Origin of the sequence: Corynebacterium sp. HMSC034H07 (genome assembly GCF_001815175.1) — a bacterium.
GTDB lineage: Bacteria > Actinomycetota > Actinomycetes > Mycobacteriales > Mycobacteriaceae > Corynebacterium > Corynebacterium hiratae.
This window is the reverse complement of sequence record NZ_KV819539.1, coordinates 70,630-84,566: the sequence shown is the minus strand read 5'-3', so window position 1 is coordinate 84,566 and position 13,937 is coordinate 70,630. Positions and strand designations below refer to the sequence as shown.

Genomic DNA, 13,937 nt, shown 5'->3' with positions numbered 1-13,937 from the left:
TTGTCCTGTCCTAGTGAGTCACGAGTACAGCGGCAAAAGTGCGCTGTTGAAACCAGCTAGTGTTTAGCGGGACGTGAACGGCAGGAGAGCCATTTCGCGTGCGTTCTTGACGGCAGTAGCAACCTGACGCTGCTGCTGCGGGGTCAGACCGGTGACGCGACGGGAGCGGATCTTGCCGCGGTCGGAGATGAACAGACGCAGGGTCTTGATCTCCTTGTAGTCAACCTTCTCAATGCCCTCGGCCTTGAGCGGGTTCTTCTTCGGGCGGCGGGTCTGCTCCATACGGAACTTCTTGTGGTTATTACGCTTGACAGCCATTGTATGGGTACCCCTTTACCAGCTGGACTTGCGAACGCCCGGCAGCTCACCACGGTGAGCCATGCCGCGCATACGGACACGGGACAGACCGAACTTGCGGAGGTAACCGCGCGGACGTCCATCAGCGGAGTCGCGGTTACGGACGCGGACGCGGGCGGCGTCGCGCGGCTGACGGTTCAGCTCGAACTGCGCCTCGAGGCGCTCTTCGTCCGGGGGGTTCGGGTTCTTAATGATTGCCTTGAGCTCAGCGCGACGCTCCGCGTAGCGGGCGACGATTTCCTTGCGCTGCTCGTTCTTGGCGATCTTTGACTTCTTAGCCATAAATTATCGCTCCTCGCGGAATTCGACGTGCTTGCGGACGATCGGATCGAACTTCTTCAAGGTGATGCGATCCGGGTTGTTGCGCTTGTTCTTACGGGTCACGTAGGTGTAACCGGTGCCCGCAGTGGACTTCAGTTTGATGATTGGACGGATGTCATTACGTGCCATCTTTAGATCTTCTCCCCACGTGCGCGAATCTTAGCCACGACGGACTCGATGCCATCGCGGTCGATGATCTTCATGCCCTTGGTGGAAACGGTCAGGGTGATGGTACGGCCCTCAGAGGGCAGGTAGTACCGACGACGCTGCACGTTGGGGTTCCAACGGCGCGAGGTGCGGCGGTGCGAGTGCGAGACCTGCTTGCCGAATTCCGGCTTGCGGCCCGTTACCTGGCAAATAGCCGACATGGGTCTTCTTTCTCCTAGCCGCCCACATCGAAAGCGACTAACGGAGGCCTATTTCCGCGGTGAGGCGCGGCGCTCGAAAAAGTGAGGTTGAGCAGGAGGCTTAATCCGTTGAACACCAGTTGATGGGGGCGTAAAACGATTACTTTGACAACAGCAAGGGGAAATCTTACATGCCACAGCCTGCAGAACCTAATCACCGCCGGCATGCGGGCCGGCGTGGATACCTCTGATCTATACCTGATCTATGGCGCGTTCCTGCCGAAGGGGCAGGTGAGGGGCGTGGTTGTGGATTTTGTCCGTCGGAGCGCGGCGGTGGCGGCCGGAGCGATTTCGGTTTTAATGCTGGTGGCCTGTAGGATATGTCAAGTTGTCGGCACGAGCCGCACAGTTTGTAAGTATAGAGACCCAACTCGGGCACGATCCTTTCACACTTCCTTCCACGCCGGAGATGTGTTGCGGAAGGAACCGACCCGTAGTTCAACCCTGAGGGAATCGACATATGAAGAAAGATATCCACCCGGATTACCACCCGGTGGTCTTCAAGGATGCCGGTACCGGCCACTCCTTCCTGACCAAGTCCACCGCTACCTCCGATCGCACCGTTGAGTGGGAAGACGGCAACGAGTACCCGCTCATCGTCGTTGACGTCACCGCTGAGTCCCACCCGTTCTGGACCGGTGCCCAGCGCGTTATGGATACCGCTGGCCGCGTTGAGAAGTTCAACCAGCGCTTCGGTGCAATGGCTCGCCGCAAGAAGAAGAACGCGTAAGGAGGATAGGAAAAGATGGCAACTCCTAAGTTTAAGAAGTCCCGCGCGAACACCCACTCTCGCCGTTCCCAGTGGAAGGCTGACAACGTCGCCCTCCAGGAAGTCACCATCGACGGCCAGACCGTGCGCATCCCGCGCCGTCTGGTGAAGGCCGCCAAGCTCGGCCTGGTCGACGTGGAGCAGTTCTAAGGCTTTCTAAGCCTCAAGGCTGCGAATTCTGCCCCGAGGGATTCACCCTTTCTGAGTGAATCCCTCGGGGCATTTGTGTTGGCCTAGTTGCCCGCTGCAGTGACTCATTCTCGAGGCTGCAGTGCTTGGCTGCGGTGCCTTTCTTGTCTGGGCGTTCGCTGATGCCACGGGTAGTGGGGTGAATAAAATCTTAAGGGGTGATTTAAGGGGGCGAAAGAACTAGGCCCACTTCGTGAATGCGCCTTAGATAGGACATAATTGGAAACATGAAGATTCTTGTCGTGGATGACGAGCAGGCCGTACGCGAATCGCTTCGCCGCTCCTTGAAGTTTAATGGCTACGACGTAATGTTGGCCGCCGATGGCGTAGAGGCTGTCGAGATGGTCCACAGGGAGAACCCAGGACTGCTCATCCTCGATGTGATGATGCCGAACATGGACGGCTTGGAAGTCTGCCGAACCTTGGGCAGTGAGGGTTGGGACCGTCCAATCCTCGTGCTCACGGCTCGTGATGGCGTGTCTGACCGCGTTGCAGGGCTCGATGCGGGTGCCGACGATTACCTGCCCAAGCCTTTCGCTCTTGAAGAGCTTTTGGCTCGTGTTCGTTCCCTGGTCCGTCGTGCTGCTGCGGAGTCGATCAGCAAGCAGCAGCCCGTTGAAACCCAGCTGAGTTTTGAGGACCTCAAGCTCGATGCCGATACGCGCGAAGTCACCCGTGGTGACCGTCAGATTTCACTGACTCGCACCGAATTCGCCTTGTTGCGCCTGCTCATGGAGAACCCTCGCAAGGTGCTCTCCCGCAACACCATCTTGGAAGAAGTATGGGGCTATGATTTCCCCACCTCCGGAAACGCTCTCGAGGTGTACATCGGCTACCTGCGTAAGAAGACCGAAGAAGATGGCGAGCCGCGTCTTATCCACACTGTGCGTGGCGTCGGCTATGTCATGAGGGAGGCTATCGCGTGATTTTGCGGAGGCCCGCGCCCGACGCGGTGCCTTCTGAAGACCTAGATTCCACGGCGTGGTTGGGCCTGTCAGGTCGTCGCGGCTGGGCTTCGCGGGCGCCGCTTCGGTGGCGCCTTTCTTTGGTTACCGGTGTCGTTGTCGCTGTCTCGGTGGCAGTGATGACGTTGGTGACCTACTGGTTGGTTGCGGCGTCGATGACGGCGAGCGTCGATAAGCAAATCATGCAGCAAGCGGATGTGCTGATGGAGCAGGCGCAGGATCCTCGATTCGTGGAGAATATCGATCAGGAGATCGCCTCTTTTAAGCTCTACAACCCTTCGACGAAGGTCTCTATCTCTCCGCCAGCAGCCACCTTTTCCTATGGTGATGCCTTGCCGGTGGGTGGGGACTTTAAACCGGACGGGGACACCATGGAAAGCTCCATTCGCACCCTGGGTGGTGAGCGCGTGCTGGCCAAATATCAGGAAGGTGGTGCCACGGTAGTCCTGGCCAAAGACCTTGGTTCCACTGAGGAGATCGTGTCCGCGGTGGGCTCCGCGCTGCTGATCATCGTGGCCTTTGGCGTGCTGCTTTCCGTCTTCGCAGGAATGGTGGTGTCCAAGACCGGCATGGAGCCGATCGCTCGCCTCAAGCGGGCTGCCGATTACGTGACGCAGACCAATGACCTGCGGCCGATTGCCGTGGAGGGCAACGATGAAATGGCACAACTTACTGTGTCCTTTAACCGAATGCTTTCCGCCCTGCAGCACGCGCGCGTGCAACAATCGCAGTTCGTGGCTGATGCCGGCCACGAACTTAAAACCCCACTGACGTCCATGCGGACGAACATTGAGCTTCTCATGATGCTCAACAAGTCCGGTGGTGGGTTCGGCATCAGTGAGGAAGACCGGCGTGACCTCGAAGATGACGTGATGGCGCAAATGTCTGAATTGGCCACGCTGATCGGTGACCTCGTGGACCTAGCGCGTGAAGACGCTACTGAGAAGGAACCGGAGCCCGTTGAACTGCACGAAGTGTTGGAGCATTCGCTCAACCGCGCCAAGCGCCGCCGTCCTGACGTGGACTTCCGCGTGCGGTTTATCCCGTGGATGATCGACGGCGATCCTTTTGCCCTGGGCCGCGCCACCCTCAACCTCATGGACAATGCTGCGAAGTGGTCCCCGCCGACGGGGACCGTGCGCGTGTCCATGCGGCAAATCGCTCCTGACAAGGTGCGCCTGCGCGTTGACGATTCCGGCCCCGGCATCGCTCCGGAGGAACGGGATAAGGTATTTGAGCGCTTCTACCGTTCTGCTGAAGCCCGTGCCATGCCGGGATCCGGATTGGGCCTAGCAATCGTGAGATCTGTGGTGGAGAGGCACAACGGAGAGATCACCATCAAGGATTCCGCCGACAGCGGAACACGCATGGAGGTTATCCTGCCAGGGCACCCCACCGAAGGTGATGCATTGGTGGACGGGCTGGAAGACTTGCCCTCCGATTTCCAGTCCGAACTCTCCGCTGAGCAGCAGTCAGCGGGGCAGTTACAAGACCCCGTGGTGGGCCAACCGAAGGAGCACAACGACCGCGGCCATATCTTTGCGGAGCGGTGGTTCAATCAGGGCTAGTGTGTCGGGGATCACCCCAGCTCAAGGCGCACAGGAAACGCCCAGCTTCTCGTAGCACACTGGCAGACTAGTAACAGATGCGCGCCAGCGCGGTGGTGCACACTACCTGACATGAATATGAGGAATTCGAGCATGGATAATCCCATGGACAGCCCGCAGAACTCTGACGGACGGGGACAGCCACAGCAGCGACGCGAGGTACCTTCTGCGGGAAGCGGATCGAATGGCTGGAACCAGCCGCGGTCGGATACACCGAGGCAAGGCGGACAGTCGCCCTACGGAAGCCAGGCGGGGCAGGGAGCCCAGCCTTCGTCTTTTGGCAACCAGCCTTCCCAGGCACCTTACGGGGCGCAGGCGCCGTATGGCGGTTCGAATTATGGATTCGGTCAACAAAATCAGCAGCGTTTGGCAGCACAGCAGCCATCGGCAGGGCAGCACTCGCAGGAGGGAATACAGCCTTATGCCGGTCAGCGCTACACTGCGGCGCATGCTGGTGATCAGAACCAGTTCTTCGGGGGCCAAGAGGGATCAGGCGTACGGGTCGTGGAACCGAGCGATGAGCCTAAGACCAAGCGCAAGGTCGGCCTGGTGTCCATGATGCTCGTAGCCGCCATCGCTGCCGTCGGTGTTACCGGCGCGGTGGTCGGAACGGTGGGCAAAGACAAGTCCTCCACCTCGACGGTCAATGAGGTTCTGGAGCGCCAGCCGGTGGCCAACAGCACCGGTAAAGAGCCCGCCGACGGCTCCGTCGAGGACGTGGCATCGAAGGTACTTCCAGCAGTGGTATCCATTTACTCCATTACCCGCTCCGGCGGTGCCGAGGGCTCGGGCTCGATTATTTCCCCGGACGGCTACGTGTTGACCAATCACCACGTCGTCGCCGGCGCGGATCAAGGCGGGCGCTTGGAAGTGACCATGAATGATGGTTCGCGCCACAGCGCCACGTTTGTGGCCTCGGATGCGACCACGGACGTTGCTGTCATCAAGATCGATGACGTTAACGATCTTCCCTTCCTACAGTTCGGTGATTCGGACGCAGCCGCGGTGGGGCAAGAGGTCGTTGCCGTAGGTTCCCCGTTGGGACTCAACGCTACGGTGACTTCCGGAATTGTCTCGGCGAAGAACCGTCCCGTCCGTGCTTCGCAGGAAGGTGGGGAGTCCTCGCTGATCGACGCCATCCAGACCGACGCCGCCGTCAACCCAGGCAACTCCGGTGGCCCCTTGGTGGACATGGAAGGCAACATCATTGGCATGAACTCGATGATTGCCTCGCTGTCGGGTGGTTCGAATTCCGAGGGCGGTTCCATCGGTCTGGGATTCGCTATTCCCTCGAACTTTGCCAAGCGGATGGTCGATGAGCTCATCAACAATGGCAAGGTCAAACACCCAACCTTGGGTGTTAAGGTCCGCGCGCAAAGCGACACCCTTGGTGCGGAGATCGTCGATGTAGAACGTGATAGCCCAGCCGATAAGGCAGGGCTCAAGTCTGGTGACGTGGTCACCCGCGTCAACGATCGGCTTATTGAAAGCTCTGATGCCCTCATCGCGGCAACCCGTTCCCAGGAGTTCGGCGCGACCGTGACCTTGGAGGTACGGAGTCGAGACAGCGAAGATGTGAGAAAGGTAGAGGTAACGCTGGCAAGCGAGTAAGTTAACAAATACTTGGGCGGTGCGTGAGCGCCGCACGAATACCGCACCCTGAGACCTTGTGAAGAAACCACTACCGGAAGATTCCGTCCCTACCTTTAAGGAGAACCTCCGTGGCAGAAAACACCGACGCAACTGAGTTGCTGGGGCGCGATGCCTCACGCGAACTCGATGATGTCACCGAACCAGATGATGCCTTCCTTATCGCGAGCGAACAAGAACAAAGCGTTCAAGCACCGCGCCGCGCGCTCGTCGTCATCGTTACCGACCACCCAGATGATGCAGCGCAGGACACGTCGCGCTTGGCGGGCGAACTGTTGGCTGAAGCTGATTTCACCGTCGACGGCGCAGTAATCGTTCGTTCCAAGAAGTCCAAGATCCGGCAGGCGATTGAAACCGGCGTGGTTGGGGGCGTTGACTTGGTTCTCACGATTGGTGGCACGGGCGTTGGCCCGCGCGATAAGACCCCAGAGGCGACTCGCGCGGTGCTGGACCAAATGGTGCCTGGCGTGGCGCAGGCCCTGCGCTCGTCCGGCCAAGCATGCGGTGCGGTGGATGCGTGCACATCCCGCGGCATTTCGGGAGTGTCTGGTTCAACGGTGATTGTCAACGTCGCGTCTTCCCGCGCGGCGGTACGTGATGGCATGGCTACGCTGACCCCCTTGGTGCACCACCTCGTTGATCAGCTGCAGAAGTCCAGCGTCTAATGGCTGATTCCACACCGCGTACCCCGCGTGCGCGCCGTCGCGTGAAGCGTCCGTCGACGGCCGAGAATTACGATCGCAGTTTTGATGTTCCTCACGGGCCAATGTCTGGGGCCGCTGGCTCTTCTTCCGTCGCAGGGGCCGATGAGCTGCGCACCGTGAGCTTTGATGCGGACGCAGGCGGCCCCGGTGGTGACAGCGAGGACGAGGCCACGGGGGAGGCCTTCTACCGCGAGAACATGCCGCCGCATTTTGGCACCACGCAGTAGTGCGTGAGCAGCGTGTGAAGGCAAAAGAAAATCCCGCAGAACTCCGGCGAAATGCCGGTTCTGCGGGATTTTTAGGCTTGGGGCTTCTGGCTTAGATGTTGGAGCCAGGCTTGTTGGTGGTGGTGCCACCGTTTTCAGCAGCGAGCAGGTCGCGGATCTCGCCGAGCAGCTGCTCGGTGGTCGGAGCCGGTTCCTCCGGGTCAACGCCCTGGCGGCGCTTTGCGCGCTCGGTGACGGCGTTGATCGGAGCAACGATGACGAAGTAGATGACAGCGGCAACGATGAGGAAGTTGATAAGGGCGGTGATGACTGCACCGAAGTCCAGGAAGGTCTCCGGGCTATCGGTAATTGCGAAGCCCAAGCCGCCAAAGTCTGGGGAGCCGAGGGAGTTAATCAGCGGCTGGATGATGTGATCGGTGATGGAGGTAACGATCGCGGTGAAGGCGGCACCGATGATGACTGCTACGGCCAACTCGATGACGTTGCCGCGCAGGATGAAATCTTTAAAGCCCTTGAGCATGGAAATGTGTCCTTTTCTGCAATGTATGTGCTTTTCGTTCTCGCGCCTGCACTGCAGGCCGCGTGGTGAGCGCCCTCGTGGTGTTCAAATGGATGATGCCCAGTAGGAGTTGTGCCAGCAGGGGCTGGGTAGAGAGGTCATCTTGGCTTGAAAAGTAGGAGCGCTTACTAAACAAGAAGCGGGGGAATTACTGGAGTAGAGAAGACCACTGTCGAGCGCTCAAGGCATGTGTTGCCACCAAGTTATGGGGCAGGATTGACGCACAAGCTATAGCGCCTGGGTGGATGGACATATAGTAGGCAGCATTTGCGTGTCGTGGCAACATTCCATGACGACCTTTTGGGGTAAACGCGGCGATTCTCACAGAGCTGACTAACTGTGGGCGCGGTCGCCCACAATGACAACCGTGAGCGGTTGTGCCAGTGACGCGGCTGCCACAGCTTCGGCTGCTTCGGCTGGTAGCGCAACGAGGAGTGTGTGCGTGCGGGCATCCTCTCCGCCGGCACCCACCGACACGACGCGTGCGCCACGGGCAATCGTTGAGCCGCGGGCGGGGAGGGAAGCGTCGTCACCACCGTCGAGGGCACCGACAATATTGACCGTATCGCCGTGATGGAGGTTGCGGGCAACGTCTGGCTCGGCGAGCGTGAGCGGGATAAGGTGGCCGTCTTCCATCCCGAAGTCCGCGATGAGATCCGAACTGAGCAGCCGGGTGGTAGTGAGTATTTCGCCGGCGCTGGCCGCCGCCACTAGAACCCGCCCCACCGCATCTTCCGGGTTGCTCCCCAACGCCGTGGCGGGGAGAGCGGAGGAGGGGACGCGGGCCACGGAGACATCGCCAAGCGCCAGCGTCTCCCCGGCGGCGACGTCCCGGGCCATGACCACCACGCGCGGCTGCTCGCGGGTAGAAGCGAGCGCGCTTGCCGCCGCGGCCACGAGCAAGACTGCGGCCGTTACGCGGCGCAGGAGAACGCTGCGGCGATGCCCGGGGGTGCGCAGAACGTGAAGAAAGTCCATACCTTCTTAGACTGTGCTCCGACCCGCACGGTTCCCAGGCGGCGGCATGGAATCTGAGAAGGGGCCGATTAAAGCCAGCGCATCCCGCGCTCGGTGAGGATGCCATCGACGGGACGGTCGTGTCCCTCGAAGGGGACGTCCCGGACCTCGCTGGAGTGGACGAGAGCGACGACGGGCGGGTTCCCAGTGGGAAGCGGGGTGAGTGCGCGGTCGTAGTAGCCGGCGCCTTTCCCGAGGCGCATGCCTGACTCGCTCACCGCCATCGCGGGCGCCAAGATGAGGTCGAGGTGCGCCAGGATTTCGCTGCTATGGCGCTGCCCGTCGGGCTCTGCAATCCCTAATACCCCCGGGCGCATGGCCTCCGGCCCGCCATACAGCGTCCACAAGAGCTCACCGTTTTTGCCTGAAATGGGAAGGTAGACCTCCTTGCAGAGTGTGGACACGGTCTCCACGAAGTCGGGGCCACCCGGCTCTGTGCCCAGGGGATGGTAGGCGGCAACACGCATCGCAGGAGTGAGTAATTCACCCACACCGGCGCACCACGCGGCGTTGTCATCAGCGCGCTGCTCGGCGCTGCGCTCGTGCCGCGCGTTAAGGAGTGAGGATCTTAAGGCGTCCTTGGGGGAGGTCGTCATGGTTGTCAATCATAGCGGGACGGCGTAGCGCAGCACGGGAGCGGGAAGGGCGCATTGTAAAGTGGAACTTATGGCTATTGCACACGAGGATTCCCACACCGGGATCGCTACGGTCGTTGTTCCCGCTGCTGGCATGGGCACCCGCTTCTTGCCCGCCACCAAGACCGTACCGAAGGAGCTGCTCCCCGTCGTTGATACGCCGGGTATTGAACTCATTGCGGAAGAGGCCGCGTCCGTGGGCGCCCAGCGCCTTGCGGTGATTACCGCGCCGAACAAGCAGGAAGTGATGCGGCACTTTGATGAGTTCCCCGATCTCGTCGAGACCCTCGACGCCCGCGGCAAAGACGAGCAAGTGGCCAAGGTCAAGCGTGCTGCTCAGTTGATCCACCCGATTTCCGTGGAGCAGGAAAAACCGCTGGGCCTGGGCCACGCGGTGGGCTTGGCGGAATCCGTGTTGGAGGATGACGAAGAATTCTTCGCCGTCATGCTGCCGGATGACATTGTCCTGCCGGCCACCGTCATGGGCGAGATGGCCCGGGTTCGCGCCGCCCTGGGCGGCAGCGTGCTGTGCGCCTTCGAGGTATCGCGCGAGGAGACCTATAACTACGGCGTCTTCGACGTTGAGGACACCAACGCGCCGGGCGTGAAGAAGGTCGTGGGCATGGTGGAGAAGCCGGATCCGGACGATGCGCCTTCGAACCTCGTGGCCACTGGGCGCTACTTGCTCGACAGGAAGATTTTTGATGCCCTTCGCCGCATCAAGCCAGGAAAGGGCGGGGAGCTGCAGCTGACCGATGCCATCGAGCTCCTTATCAAGGAAGGCCACCCCGTTCACGTCGTAGTCCACCAGGGTAAGCGCCATGACCTGGGCAACCCGGGTGGGTACATCCCGGCCAACGTTGACTTTGGTCTGCGTGATGAGAAGTACGGTCCTGCACTCTACAAGGCGATCAAGAAGATTGTGGAGGACTACGAAGAAGAAAAGGGGCTGAAGGGCTAAGCCTTCGCACGCCTAGCGCGCTAAGCTCTACTCCAGTAACTTCCATCCCTTTAGGCCCCACATACCCCAGAGTAAAGGCAGGCGGTACATGCGTTCGGTCGATGACCAGATGGCGTTCATTCTTGATGCAGCGATGACTCCCGAGCCGGTACGCATCGCCATCGCGAATGCCCTAGGTCTCAAGTGCGCGGAGGAGGTGCAGGCAAACCAGCCGCTCCCGGGGTTTCCGCAAGCAGCCATTGATGGCTATGCCGTGCGCGCCGTGGACGTTGGGGGAGAAAAGGCCCTCAAGGCACGCTCCCGCCACGACGTTGAGGATGCGGATGCACCCGCCACGGAGACGGAGATTGAGCGTTCCCTGCCTGTAGTGGGGGAGGTTCCTGCAGGGTCGCGCCAGCCTTTGCGTTTGCAGCCCAAGCAAGCGGTGCGCGTGTACACGGGCGCGCCGTTGCCGACGCTCGCCGACGCCGTCCTTCCCCTCGAATGGACCGATCGCGGCCGCAAGCGCGTGACCTCGCACCGTCCGGTGCGCTCGGGGGACTTCGTGCGCCGCGTGGGCGATGATATTCAGCCCGGGGATGTTGCCGTGTCCTCCGGTACCATCTTGGGTCCAGCACAAATTGGCCTGCTCGCGGCGGTGGGGCGCTCGAAGGTGCTGGCGTACCCCCGCCCGCGCGTGACCATCGTGTCCTTTGGCAAGGAGCTTGTCGACGTCGACCGCGAGCCCGGCCTAGGTCAAGTCTTCGACGTGAACTCTTATTCGCTTGCAGCGGCCGCGAAGGAGGCGGGCGCGGACGTGCACCGCGTCGGCATCGCCGCCGGCGAGCCGCGTCGCGTGCGCGAGGCTTTGGAAACCTACCTGGCGCGCAGCGAGGTGCTGGTGATCTCCGGCGCCGTGGGTGGCGCGGGTTCGGAAGAAATCCGCGAGGTCCTTGATGAGTTGGGAGATGTGGATACCTCACGCGTAGCCATGCACCCGGGATCGGTCCAGGGCTTCGGCCTGTTGGGGGAGGAGCGCATCCCGACCTTCCTGCTGCCCTCGAACCCGGTGTCCGCGCTGGTTATCTTCGAGGTCTTTGTGCGCCCGCTGATCCGTCTCTCGCTAGGCAAGCGCAGCGGCCAACGTCGCGTGGTGCGCGCACGTGTGCTCAACCACATGGAATCCCGCCCGGGACGCCGCGGCTACATCCGCGCCCGGCTCATGCGGGATGCCGAAACCTCCGACTATCTGGTGGAAGGACTGGGCGGTGCGGCGGGTGCGCCGGCGCACCTGCTCGCAGGGCTCTCGGAAGCGAACGCGATGATCCGCATTCCGGAGGAAGTGACAGAGATCCGTCCCGGGGACGTGGTGGACGTCCTGTTCCTGACCCAGCGCAGCTAGCCGCCGGCACACACGTCATGCTTGATCCTTTTGGTACCGCCGCGGGGCGCTTTTCTACTCCCGCCACCGGTGGGGTCAACCCCGATCATCCGGGCTGGCCAGAAGCTACACCCGCGGTACGGCTGCGGGAGTCTCGTGTCTTCCCGCGCGGGGCGACGCTACGTTTGCGCCCGCTGTTGCGGAGGGACGGTGCGGCGTGGCGACGGCAGCGCATCGAGGATAGGGATTTCCTCAAACCGGTGGAGCCGACGCTGCCGACGGAGTGGGATGCGGCGCACTCCCAGTCGGCTTGGTGGAATCACCTGATGTTTCTGCGTGACTCGGCCCGGGCCGGGACAGTGGTGCCGCTGGTCATTGAGGTTGATGGCCACTTCTGTGGGCAATTGACCTTAGGAAATATCCAGCATGGAGGGGTCAGCGAATGCTGGATTGGCTATTGGGTGCATTCCGCGGTGCACGGTGCGGGCGTGGCTACTGCTGCCTGTGCTCTTGGCGTGGACCATGCCTTTTATCGTGTGGGGCTGCATCGTGTGACGGCGACCTATCTGCCGGAGAACCCCGCTTCAGGCAAGGTGCTGCACAGCAACGGGTTCCGCGATGAAGGGTTCCTGCGCCGCAACCTGCATATCGACGGCGCGTGGCGGGACCATCACTTTTTGGCTCTTAATCGCGAGGATTTTGCCTCTGGGGCGGTGGAGCGCCTCCGTGCGGCGGGACGAATCGCGGGGGCGTAGCAGGTGGCTTAGCTGTTGCTAAGCCGGTGATGGGTTGGGAGATTGTTTAGGTCAACTACCTCTGCTTTCACTTGAGTAACAACCTTGTAATTTAGGGGTTCGTTGGTGCCCACGGGGCGGGGTTGGGCAGCTAGAGTAGGGGCCTAGTTATATTCCCTTTTTTCGTCGACCCCTGAAAGTGGGACTCAGCCACATGATGACTGCCGTGCCGATCATTCTCGTAATCGTGCTGTGGCTCTTCATCCTCGCTCCGTTGCTTTTGCGCTCGCAGCGTCCGATGAGCCACACAGGTGAGGCCTTTGAAGAGACCCGCGTGCTCTTCGAAGGAGATTCCGGCTCCGTGCCGGGCCGCCGTAAACCGCGCCTGGGCAAGGAGGACATCCGCCCGCACGCCCCGGCAGCAGCGGAGGCCAGCGATGAGGAAGCCGAGTATGAGCTGGTTGAGGCCGAGGGGGTTGCTGATACCGCGGAGTCGCTCCAGGGCGATGGCGAAGGAAAGAGCGCTGCCGAATCCGTAGTGGCGGACACGATTGATGGCGAAGTCGTAGAAGCTGAGGACGCCGAGACGGACTTCGAGCTCGAGGACGATTCCGACGACGCTGCCGAGGATGATCATGGGTCGGAGCAGGAGGCTGAGAACGTTGAGGCGGATGCTGCCGAGGTATTCACGGCTCCTGCCAACGCCGGCGTGGCCGAGGATGCCTATGACTTCGATGAGACCTATACCTCGCCGGTTGATCTGATGTATCCGGGTGCCATCGACGCGGTGGAGGAAGCACCGGCTGCGTCTGATGTGAGCAACTCCGACGAAGCAGCGGTTGAAGCGGAGAGCGCTGATGCCGAAGACACAGAGGAAGGCTCGGACGCAGTCCCGCAGGGCGGGGACCTTGTTGCTGCTGAGACTGAGGACGAGGATGTGAGCGGAAGCGATACCGAGCTGTCCGCCGAGGAACTGGCCTTCGCCCAGCGCCGCCTGGGCCGCGGTGGCTGGGATCCGGTGAAGGAAAAGGAAGCCTCCGCCACGCGTTATCAGCGCCGCCAGCGCACGCTCATCGGCTTGGCGGTAGCAGTGGTGGCCACGGTTTGCCTGGGTATTGTTGTCGGGAGCTGGACGTGGTGGCTGGCGGGTATTGCCGGCGTTATGACCATGGTCTACCTGGTGGCACTGCGCGCCCAGGTGCGCCGCGAGCGGGAGCTGCTGCGCCGACGCGTCTACCACCTGCGCCGCGCTCGTTTGGGTGTGCGTAATGCGGAGAACCCTGCCGAGTCGCTGCCACCCAACTTGCGCCGCCCGGGCGCACTCATCCTGGAAATCGATGATGAAAGCCCGGACTTTGACTACCTGCCCGTCTACTCGGAGGGCGATAGCGACGATGGCTTCGACGGTCCCCATCCCTCTTCGCGCCAGCGCCGCGATGACCTAGCAGCCCGCCGAGTTGGTTAATCCACCCGGC

18 protein-coding genes are annotated in these 13,937 nt (G+C 61.4%); 11 read left to right on the top strand and 7 right to left on the bottom strand.

Going from position 1 to position 13,937, the window contains the following annotated elements; translation table 11 throughout:
* Positions 1-63: 63 nt before the first annotated feature.
* Genes rpsR through rpmB form a run of 4 tightly spaced genes read right to left on the bottom strand, consistent with a single transcriptional unit; the run spans position 64 to position 1,046 of the window.
* Positions 64-318, bottom strand: coding sequence for a 30S ribosomal protein S18 (gene rpsR, locus HMPREF3009_RS10935; RefSeq protein WP_010187626.1), 255 nt, complete (start codon positions 316-318; stop codon positions 64-66).
* Between the two features lie 15 nt (positions 319-333).
* Positions 334-639, bottom strand: coding sequence for a 30S ribosomal protein S14 (gene rpsN / locus HMPREF3009_RS10930; protein WP_070681901.1), 306 nt, complete (start codon positions 637-639; stop codon positions 334-336).
* Between the two features lie 3 nt (positions 640-642).
* Positions 643-807, bottom strand: a complete 165-nt coding sequence (gene rpmG, locus HMPREF3009_RS10925; protein ID WP_010187624.1) for a 50S ribosomal protein L33 — start codon at positions 805-807, stop codon at positions 643-645.
* A gap of 2 nt (positions 808-809) precedes the next feature.
* Positions 810-1,046, bottom strand: a complete 237-nt coding sequence (gene rpmB, locus HMPREF3009_RS10920; RefSeq protein WP_010187623.1) for a 50S ribosomal protein L28 — start codon at positions 1,044-1,046, stop codon at positions 810-812.
* 499 nt (positions 1,047-1,545) lie between these two features.
* Here rpmB and HMPREF3009_RS10915 point away from each other — a divergent pair, with 499 nt between their 5' ends.
* The 7 genes from HMPREF3009_RS10915 to HMPREF3009_RS10885 all read left to right on the top strand — a co-directional run bounded on the left by HMPREF3009_RS10915 (position 1,546) and on the right by HMPREF3009_RS10885 (position 7,196).
* Positions 1,546-1,815: a type B 50S ribosomal protein L31 gene (locus tag HMPREF3009_RS10915; protein ID WP_005530151.1), complete on the top strand. Its 270-nt coding sequence runs from the start codon at positions 1,546-1,548 to the stop codon at positions 1,813-1,815.
* A gap of 15 nt (positions 1,816-1,830) precedes the next feature.
* On the top strand, positions 1,831-2,004 hold the full coding sequence (gene rpmF / locus HMPREF3009_RS10910) for a 50S ribosomal protein L32 (RefSeq protein ID WP_010187615.1): 174 nt from the start codon (positions 1,831-1,833) through the stop codon (positions 2,002-2,004).
* A 266-nt stretch (positions 2,005-2,270) separates the two neighbouring features.
* Positions 2,271-2,969, top strand: coding sequence for a response regulator transcription factor (locus HMPREF3009_RS10905; protein ID WP_070681898.1), 699 nt, complete (start codon positions 2,271-2,273; stop codon positions 2,967-2,969).
* Positions 2,966-4,576: a HAMP domain-containing sensor histidine kinase gene (locus tag HMPREF3009_RS10900; RefSeq protein WP_070510410.1), complete on the top strand. Its 1,611-nt coding sequence runs from the start codon at positions 2,966-2,968 to the stop codon at positions 4,574-4,576. Before HMPREF3009_RS10905 ends, HMPREF3009_RS10900 begins: the two co-directional genes overlap by 4 nt.
* Before the next feature lie 111 nt (positions 4,577-4,687).
* Positions 4,688-6,226 (top strand): S1C family serine protease, encoded by a 1,539-nt coding sequence (locus HMPREF3009_RS10895; protein ID WP_369816121.1) that lies wholly within the window; start codon positions 4,688-4,690, stop codon positions 6,224-6,226.
* Between the two features lie 110 nt (positions 6,227-6,336).
* Positions 6,337-6,930, top strand: a complete 594-nt coding sequence (locus tag HMPREF3009_RS10890) for a MogA/MoaB family molybdenum cofactor biosynthesis protein (protein ID WP_046646961.1) — start codon at positions 6,337-6,339, stop codon at positions 6,928-6,930.
* A complete protein-coding gene (locus HMPREF3009_RS10885) occupies positions 6,930-7,196 on the top strand; it encodes a hypothetical protein (RefSeq protein WP_070681895.1) in 267 nt (88 codons plus the stop codon). The genes HMPREF3009_RS10890 and HMPREF3009_RS10885 overlap by 1 nt, the downstream gene beginning before the upstream one ends.
* Before the next feature lie 91 nt (positions 7,197-7,287).
* Here the strand turns inward: HMPREF3009_RS10885 and mscL are convergent, their stop codons facing one another.
* The 3 genes from mscL to HMPREF3009_RS10870 form a co-directional block, all read right to left on the bottom strand.
* Entirely contained in the window at positions 7,288-7,716 is a 429-nt protein-coding gene (gene mscL / locus HMPREF3009_RS10880) for a large conductance mechanosensitive channel protein MscL (protein WP_070681892.1), read from the bottom strand.
* Positions 7,717-8,088: 372 nt separating this feature from the next.
* Positions 8,089-8,733 (bottom strand): SAF domain-containing protein, encoded by a 645-nt coding sequence (locus HMPREF3009_RS10875; RefSeq protein ID WP_070510403.1) that lies wholly within the window; start codon positions 8,731-8,733, stop codon positions 8,089-8,091.
* Between the two features lie 68 nt (positions 8,734-8,801).
* The gene (locus tag HMPREF3009_RS10870; protein ID WP_070545579.1) at positions 8,802-9,368 is read right to left on the bottom strand and encodes a 5-formyltetrahydrofolate cyclo-ligase; all 567 of its coding nucleotides are present in this window, start codon (positions 9,366-9,368) and stop codon (positions 8,802-8,804) included.
* Positions 9,369-9,438: 70 nt separating this feature from the next.
* On the opposite strand from HMPREF3009_RS10870, the gene HMPREF3009_RS10865 reads away from it, so the two are divergent.
* The 4 genes from HMPREF3009_RS10865 to glpR all read left to right on the top strand — a co-directional run bounded on the left by HMPREF3009_RS10865 (position 9,439) and on the right by glpR (position 13,927).
* The gene (locus tag HMPREF3009_RS10865; RefSeq protein ID WP_046646956.1) at positions 9,439-10,368 is read left to right on the top strand and encodes a UTP--glucose-1-phosphate uridylyltransferase; all 930 of its coding nucleotides are present in this window, start codon (positions 9,439-9,441) and stop codon (positions 10,366-10,368) included.
* Between the two features lie 88 nt (positions 10,369-10,456).
* Positions 10,457-11,749, top strand: coding sequence for a molybdotransferase-like divisome protein Glp (gene glp / locus HMPREF3009_RS10860; RefSeq protein WP_070510397.1), 1,293 nt, complete (start codon positions 10,457-10,459; stop codon positions 11,747-11,749).
* Between the two features lie 17 nt (positions 11,750-11,766).
* Positions 11,767-12,483, top strand: coding sequence for a GNAT family N-acetyltransferase (locus HMPREF3009_RS10855; RefSeq protein ID WP_083295504.1), 717 nt, complete (start codon positions 11,767-11,769; stop codon positions 12,481-12,483).
* A gap of 193 nt (positions 12,484-12,676) precedes the next feature.
* A complete protein-coding gene (gene glpR, locus HMPREF3009_RS10850; protein WP_070681889.1) occupies positions 12,677-13,927 on the top strand; it encodes a divisome protein SepX/GlpR in 1,251 nt (416 codons plus the stop codon).
* Positions 13,928-13,937 lie beyond the last annotated feature (10 nt).

Excerpts from the sequence above, each read along its gene's own strand:
- rpsR (WP_010187626.1), bottom strand. The coding sequence starts at position 318 with ATGGCTGTCAAGCGTAATAACCACAAGAAGTTCCGTATGGAGCAGACC.
- rpsN (WP_070681901.1), bottom strand. The coding sequence starts at position 639 with ATGGCTAAGAAGTCAAAGATCGCCAAGAACGAGCAGCGCAAGGAAATC.
- rpmG (WP_010187624.1), bottom strand. The coding sequence starts at position 807 with ATGGCACGTAATGACATCCGTCCAATCATCAAACTGAAGTCCACTGCG.
- rpmB (WP_010187623.1), bottom strand. The coding sequence starts at position 1,046 with ATGTCGGCTATTTGCCAGGTAACGGGCCGCAAGCCGGAATTCGGCAAG.
- HMPREF3009_RS10915 (WP_005530151.1), top strand. The coding sequence starts at position 1,546 with ATGAAGAAAGATATCCACCCGGATTACCACCCGGTGGTCTTCAAGGAT.
- rpmF (WP_010187615.1), top strand. The coding sequence starts at position 1,831 with ATGGCAACTCCTAAGTTTAAGAAGTCCCGCGCGAACACCCACTCTCGC.
- HMPREF3009_RS10905 (WP_070681898.1), top strand. The coding sequence starts at position 2,271 with ATGAAGATTCTTGTCGTGGATGACGAGCAGGCCGTACGCGAATCGCTT.
- HMPREF3009_RS10895 (WP_369816121.1), top strand. The coding sequence starts at position 4,688 with ATGAATATGAGGAATTCGAGCATGGATAATCCCATGGACAGCCCGCAG.
- HMPREF3009_RS10885 (WP_070681895.1), top strand. The coding sequence starts at position 6,930 with ATGGCTGATTCCACACCGCGTACCCCGCGTGCGCGCCGTCGCGTGAAG.
- mscL (WP_070681892.1), bottom strand. The coding sequence starts at position 7,716 with ATGCTCAAGGGCTTTAAAGATTTCATCCTGCGCGGCAACGTCATCGAG.
- HMPREF3009_RS10875 (WP_070510403.1), bottom strand. The coding sequence starts at position 8,733 with ATGGACTTTCTTCACGTTCTGCGCACCCCCGGGCATCGCCGCAGCGTT.
- HMPREF3009_RS10870 (WP_070545579.1), bottom strand. The coding sequence starts at position 9,368 with ATGACGACCTCCCCCAAGGACGCCTTAAGATCCTCACTCCTTAACGCG.
- HMPREF3009_RS10865 (WP_046646956.1), top strand. The coding sequence starts at position 9,439 with ATGGCTATTGCACACGAGGATTCCCACACCGGGATCGCTACGGTCGTT.
- glp (WP_070510397.1), top strand. The coding sequence starts at position 10,457 with ATGCGTTCGGTCGATGACCAGATGGCGTTCATTCTTGATGCAGCGATG.
- HMPREF3009_RS10855 (WP_083295504.1), top strand. The coding sequence starts at position 11,767 with ATGCTTGATCCTTTTGGTACCGCCGCGGGGCGCTTTTCTACTCCCGCC.
- glpR (WP_070681889.1), top strand. The coding sequence starts at position 12,677 with ATGATGACTGCCGTGCCGATCATTCTCGTAATCGTGCTGTGGCTCTTC.